At 40.9% G+C, this 5,077-nt stretch carries 6 protein-coding genes; 2 read left to right on the forward strand and 4 right to left on the reverse strand.

From position 1 onward, the window contains the following. Positions 1-423: 423 nt before the first annotated feature. Positions 424-678 carry a helix-turn-helix domain-containing protein gene (locus CCU_RS14690; protein ID WP_243440855.1) on the reverse strand — a complete coding sequence of 85 codons (255 nt, stop codon included), beginning with the start codon at positions 676-678 and terminating at the stop codon, positions 424-426. 86 nt (positions 679-764) lie between these two features. Then, complete coding sequence (locus CCU_RS14040; RefSeq protein ID WP_015533708.1) at positions 765-1,193, reverse strand: AraC family ligand binding domain-containing protein; 429 nt, start codon at positions 1,191-1,193, stop codon at positions 765-767. Positions 1,194-1,447: 254 nt separating this feature from the next. Between CCU_RS14040 and CCU_RS04335 the strand changes: the two genes are divergently transcribed. Then, entirely contained in the window at positions 1,448-2,404 is a 957-nt protein-coding gene (locus CCU_RS04335; RefSeq protein WP_015533709.1) for a glycoside hydrolase family 113, read from the forward strand. After that, positions 2,382-4,193 (forward strand): ABC transporter ATP-binding protein, encoded by a 1,812-nt coding sequence (locus tag CCU_RS04340; protein ID WP_015533710.1) that lies wholly within the window; start codon positions 2,382-2,384, stop codon positions 4,191-4,193. The genes CCU_RS04335 and CCU_RS04340 overlap by 23 nt, the downstream gene beginning before the upstream one ends. 124 nt (positions 4,194-4,317) lie before the next feature. On the opposite strand, the gene CCU_RS14905 is transcribed toward CCU_RS04340, so the two are convergent. Then, positions 4,318-4,416, reverse strand: coding sequence for a hypothetical protein (locus CCU_RS14905; protein ID WP_208895981.1), 99 nt, complete (start codon positions 4,414-4,416; stop codon positions 4,318-4,320). Between the two features lie 59 nt (positions 4,417-4,475). Continuing rightward, positions 4,476-5,077, reverse strand: a 602-nt coding sequence (locus CCU_RS04350) for an AraC family transcriptional regulator (RefSeq protein WP_208895982.1), incomplete at its 5' end; no start/stop codon positions are given.

Below are 5,077 nucleotides of genomic sequence, written 5' to 3' on the forward strand. Positions count from 1 at the left end.
GCTTCTTTCAGCTATCCATGAGGAAGAGGGCGAGGAGAAGCTTCACCTTCTGATGGTTGACAACCATATTCCGGCAGGTGCTAAGCTCTATTAAGATGAGAAAACTGAGCCTTGCGGCGGTGTGCGCTTGCGAACACCGACATAAGGCGAAAAACACACGGAGACGTCAGTCGACGTGATGTAAAGATGTACCGTTTTACCAAATAGACGGGACATACTTCATTTGATAAAAATGAAAAACAGCGATTTACATCAAAATTACATCATTTGATGCAGAAATCGGTGTAAGTAAGAAAAAATTGCATGATTAGTACGATGAATGGGCAATTCCAATTGGAATTGCCCATTTTTGAAAAGAGGGAAAATATGAATATTAAGGTATATCTTGATGCAAACGAAGGTAATAATCCCTCTGCAATTTCTTTACTTCCGTGATACAAAATCAAAACTTTTCTCCTTCATCCTATACTTCCTCGGTGTCACTCCATACTTCTGTTTAAACGCCTTGATAAAATGGCTGCAGTCACAAAATCCTGTCTCCTGGCTGATATAAGTTAGGTCAAAATCTGTGAATTGCAATAAGTCCTCCGCTTTTTGCAGTCTTACCGTGAGAATCATCTCCTTGCAGGTCTGTCCATAGTACTCCTTGAATATTGCGGCAAAATACGAATAACTCATATGAAATTTTTCTGCCAGCTCCGCCACCGAGAGATCTTCCTGGTAGTGCTGTGAAATGTACTCAGATACCTCTGTAAATTTTTCGCTTAATACAGTTTCCTTTTTCCTTTTTTTATCTGAAAGCCTTCCTGCTTCCAGATACGAAGAATTTCTGCCATAAGAAGACAATAATTCGAATGCATAATAATGTCATAACCAAATTGCTTTTCTTCTAACGCCTTCACTGATCCCTGAATCAGCTGCTTCATTTTTTCCTGATTAAATTTCTCTTTCGAAAAATAAACCGATAGCTTCTGCTCCACTGCGGCCATGGCGATCAGACTCGAAATCGATGGAAGTGCTGAACCGGATATATTCAGATGTGCCGGATCGAATTTCAGGACATAGTAACGGATTGGAAGCTGTCCTGTTGAATAAATTGCATGAGCCATCTGTGGATAAAATACGATCAGATCTCCCGGTTCCAATACATAATTCTCTTCTCCTGCCTCTACATACGCCTTTCCCTCCACCATGTAAAGAATCTCCACAAAATAATGCCAATGTGGAAGAATTGGGAACATCTCAGATGTCTGTGCATCAAATAAAAAGGCTTCATATGGTTTGTTTAATTTGTCTAAACATTCAAAATAAGGTTTCACAGATTATCTCCATCATAGATTTTTACAATTTTATAATAGATTCATTATATCATATCTTTTTTCTACATGATATACTTCCAGCAGAAAATAGAACTATATAATTCGAAAGACAGGAGGTTTTTACCAAAATGAAAATTCAAAATCAACTTGGATATATTAAAGGAATTACATTTGCCCCATTTCACAAACGTGGTTCTCTTTCTACACAGACTGCCCGTGACAGTTTTGATTATATGATAGAACACACTGCTGCTGATTTCGTAATCCTTGCTCCTGTAGGGCTACAGGACCACGCACACTCAGAAGAGATCTGTTACACTTCCAGTGCCACATTCTCAGATGAAGAATTAATCAATATGATCCGCTATGCAAAAAGCAAGCGCATCCGTGTTGCCTTGAAACCTACCGTTAATTGTAAAAATGGTGTCTGGCGTGCTTACATCAGTTTCTTTGAAAAAGATGTTCCATGTGAACCGAAATGGGAAAACTGGTTTGCCTCTTACACAGAATTCCAGAAACACTATGCCAAAATTGCAGAAGCCGAACAATGTGATCTTTTTATTGCAGGATGTGAGATGGTAATGACGGAACACCGCAGTGAAGAATGGAGAAACGTAATCGCTGCGATCCGAAACTATTACCACGGACCTGTTTCCTATAATACCGATAAATATCAGGAAGAAAATGTAACCTGGTGGGACTGTGTCGACATGATTTCTTCCAGCGGATATTATCCGATTGATCAGTGGGAACAGGAACTTGACCGTATTGAAAAAGTCGTTCAGAAATTCAAGAAACCATTCTTCTTCGCCGAAGCAGGATGCATGTCCAGAAAAGGATCCTCACTGGTGCCTAACAACTGGGCAATTCAGGGAGATTTACGTCTGGAGGAACAGCCAGACTGGTATCGTGCTATGTTTGAGGCCTGTGCAAAGCGCTCATGGGTCAATGGTTTTGCCATGTGGGAATGGGCCCCGGTTCTTCCGTCCAGAAGTATTGCATCAAGAGATACCAGCTACGAAATCTGCAACAAACCGATACAGGAGGTTATTAAAGACTACTATGGGAGAGACACAAGAAAATAGCATACAACAAACTTCAGAACAGGATCTCTGGCAGGAAGAAGCTGCCATGATGCACATCTTCAGCCGGAACAGAAAAAATAACCTGCGCACGCTTCTTTCTCTTTTCAAGGGACACTATGGCGCGCTGGTTGGTTCCATTTTCTTTTTCATTATCAAGCATTCCCCAACCTGGGTTCTTCCAATCGTCACAGCTAATATTATCAATGCAGTGACAGACCACAACGGGAATATTACCAAAATTCTGATTCTGAATACCATCCTTATGATTGCATTTCTGGTACAGAACATACCAACCAACTACATCCATACCTGGCTCTATGCTAAAACGGTACGAACAGTAGAGAAAGAACTGCGCGAAGCCCTAGTCTGCAAGCTTCAGCAATTGTCGATTACCTATCACAAGGAAATGCAGTCCGGAAGGCTTCAGTCGAAGATCATGCGAGATGTAGAACAGATACAAAATCTTGCATCTCAGATTTTTATCTCTCTTTTGACTATCATTCTGAACATTGGTGTATCCTTCGGAGTGGTCATCTTCAAAAGTCGGATCGTATTTCTTTTCTTCCTCTGCACGATACCGGTTTCTGTTTTGATCATTGTTGGTTTTAAAGGAAAAATCAAAACCCATAACCGTGCTTTCCGTAAAGAAATGGAAGAAACTTCTGCAAAAGTAATGGAAATGGTTGAAATGATTCCTGTAACTAAAGCTCACGCTCTGGAAGATCAGGAAGCCCGTAAAATGAGTGAACAGCTTCGTAAAGTTGCTGAAAAAGGGCTTCAGCTTGATATGATTCAGACATACTTTTCTTCAATCAGCTGGGTTGCATTTCAGATCTTTCAGGTATTCTGTCTTGCATTTACAGCCTACATTGCATGGAAAGGAATCATCGGTGTCGGAGATATCACCTTATACCAGACTTATTTTTCCAGCATCGTCGCTCAGATTGCAAGTATTGTGACTTTGCTGCCAATCATTGCGAAAGGCCTGGAATCCGTTGAATCGATTGGTGATGTGCTTTGTGCAAATGATATTGAGGACAACTGTAGGAAGAAAAAAGTAGTTGATCTGAAAGGTGAGATTACATTTCAGGATGTATCTTTTACTTATAAAGGCAATGAAAAACCGGTATTAAGTCATCTGAACTTCAAGATTCAGCCGGGGGAAACAGTTGCCTTTGCCGGTGGTTCCGGCTCTGGAAAAACAACAATCCTCAATCTTGCCATCGGTTTCCTGAAAGCTGACAGCGGACAGGTATTGGTTGATGGAAATGACCTGATGGAACTGGATCTGCACAGCTACCGAAAGCAGATTGCCGTCGTTCCACAACAGTCCATTCTCTTCACCGGAACTCTCCGCGAGAATATCACCTATGGATCTGAATCTATCTCCGAGGAACAGTTATGGAATGTCATCCGTGCAGCCAACCTGGAAGAAGTTGTCCAGAAACTGCCTGATGGTCTGGACACGATGATCACAGAACATGGGGAAAATCTTTCCGGCGGACAACGGCAGCGCATCTCCATTGCCCGTGCATTTTTACGGAATCCGAAGATCCTGATTCTGGATGAGGCAACTTCTGCGCTTGACAGCATCTCTGAAAAGAAGATTCAGGATTCAATCCAGAAACTTGTGAAAGGACGTACCACACTGATCGTAGCCCACCGTCTGTCTACCATTCGCAATGCTGACCGGATTGCTGTGATTGAAAAAGGAAATGTTCTGGAATGTGGCTCTTACGAAGAATTGCTAGAGAAAAAAGGCGCATTTTATCGGATGGAGAAAATGTAAAAAATCATTAGGATATTTGAGTCCTATAGAGTACAGACATAGACTTGGATTGGTCACTTATATAGTCCAAGAAAATGTCTGCACCCTCCACTCATCACATATATGGAGTTAGCAATCGCAGTTTTCACTTCTTCTTCTTTTTTGCACCAAAACAGTTAGAAACGATTACGCCTATGCCGGAGGAAAGTCCCATACATAATGAGAAAAATAAGAAACTTATCATGCCTACAGAACCAACAGCTCCATAATAGTAGTTATTCCTATTATAGATGGGCTTTAGTTTTATATTTCCGACTTTCTGGTTTTCCGATATTCCCTCGGAGAAAATCCCTTCAGCTTATGAAATAATCGGCTGAAATAGAGCTGGTTATCGTAGCCTACAATCTTAGATATTTCATTGATGGAATAGTTGGTTGTCTCAAGCAAGACCTGTGCGTTGTTGACACGGAGCGCAACAATAAACTGCATAGGAGTAGAACCCGTGAACTTCTTGAAGCTTCGTATGAACCAACTGACGCTCATCCCCTTGGATGTCGCATACTCTTCTATATTGATATCACGGTTATAATTTTCGTTAAAATATGTCATGGCGGTATCCATCTCGTGGTCGAGATATTCATTTTTTAAAACTTGCTCTCTGGTAAGCTCACGTTGGAATATGATCAGAAGATGACGGAGCAATAATGTGAGCATTTCTTCGTAGTTATCCTGACAACGTTGTAATTCTATAATAATTCTCTTAAATATACGCTCATATTCCATGGATGTACCAACCGGGAATATTCTCTCGTTATCTGGGAAACCATATTTTCTTAGGATATTTTTTACATCACTTCCAGTAAAATGAATCCAGTAGACTTCTGTCTTATCTTCCCCATAGTATT

The organism is Coprococcus sp. ART55/1 (genome assembly GCF_000210595.1).
Taxonomy (GTDB): domain Bacteria; phylum Bacillota; class Clostridia; order Lachnospirales; family Lachnospiraceae; genus Coprococcus; species Coprococcus aceti.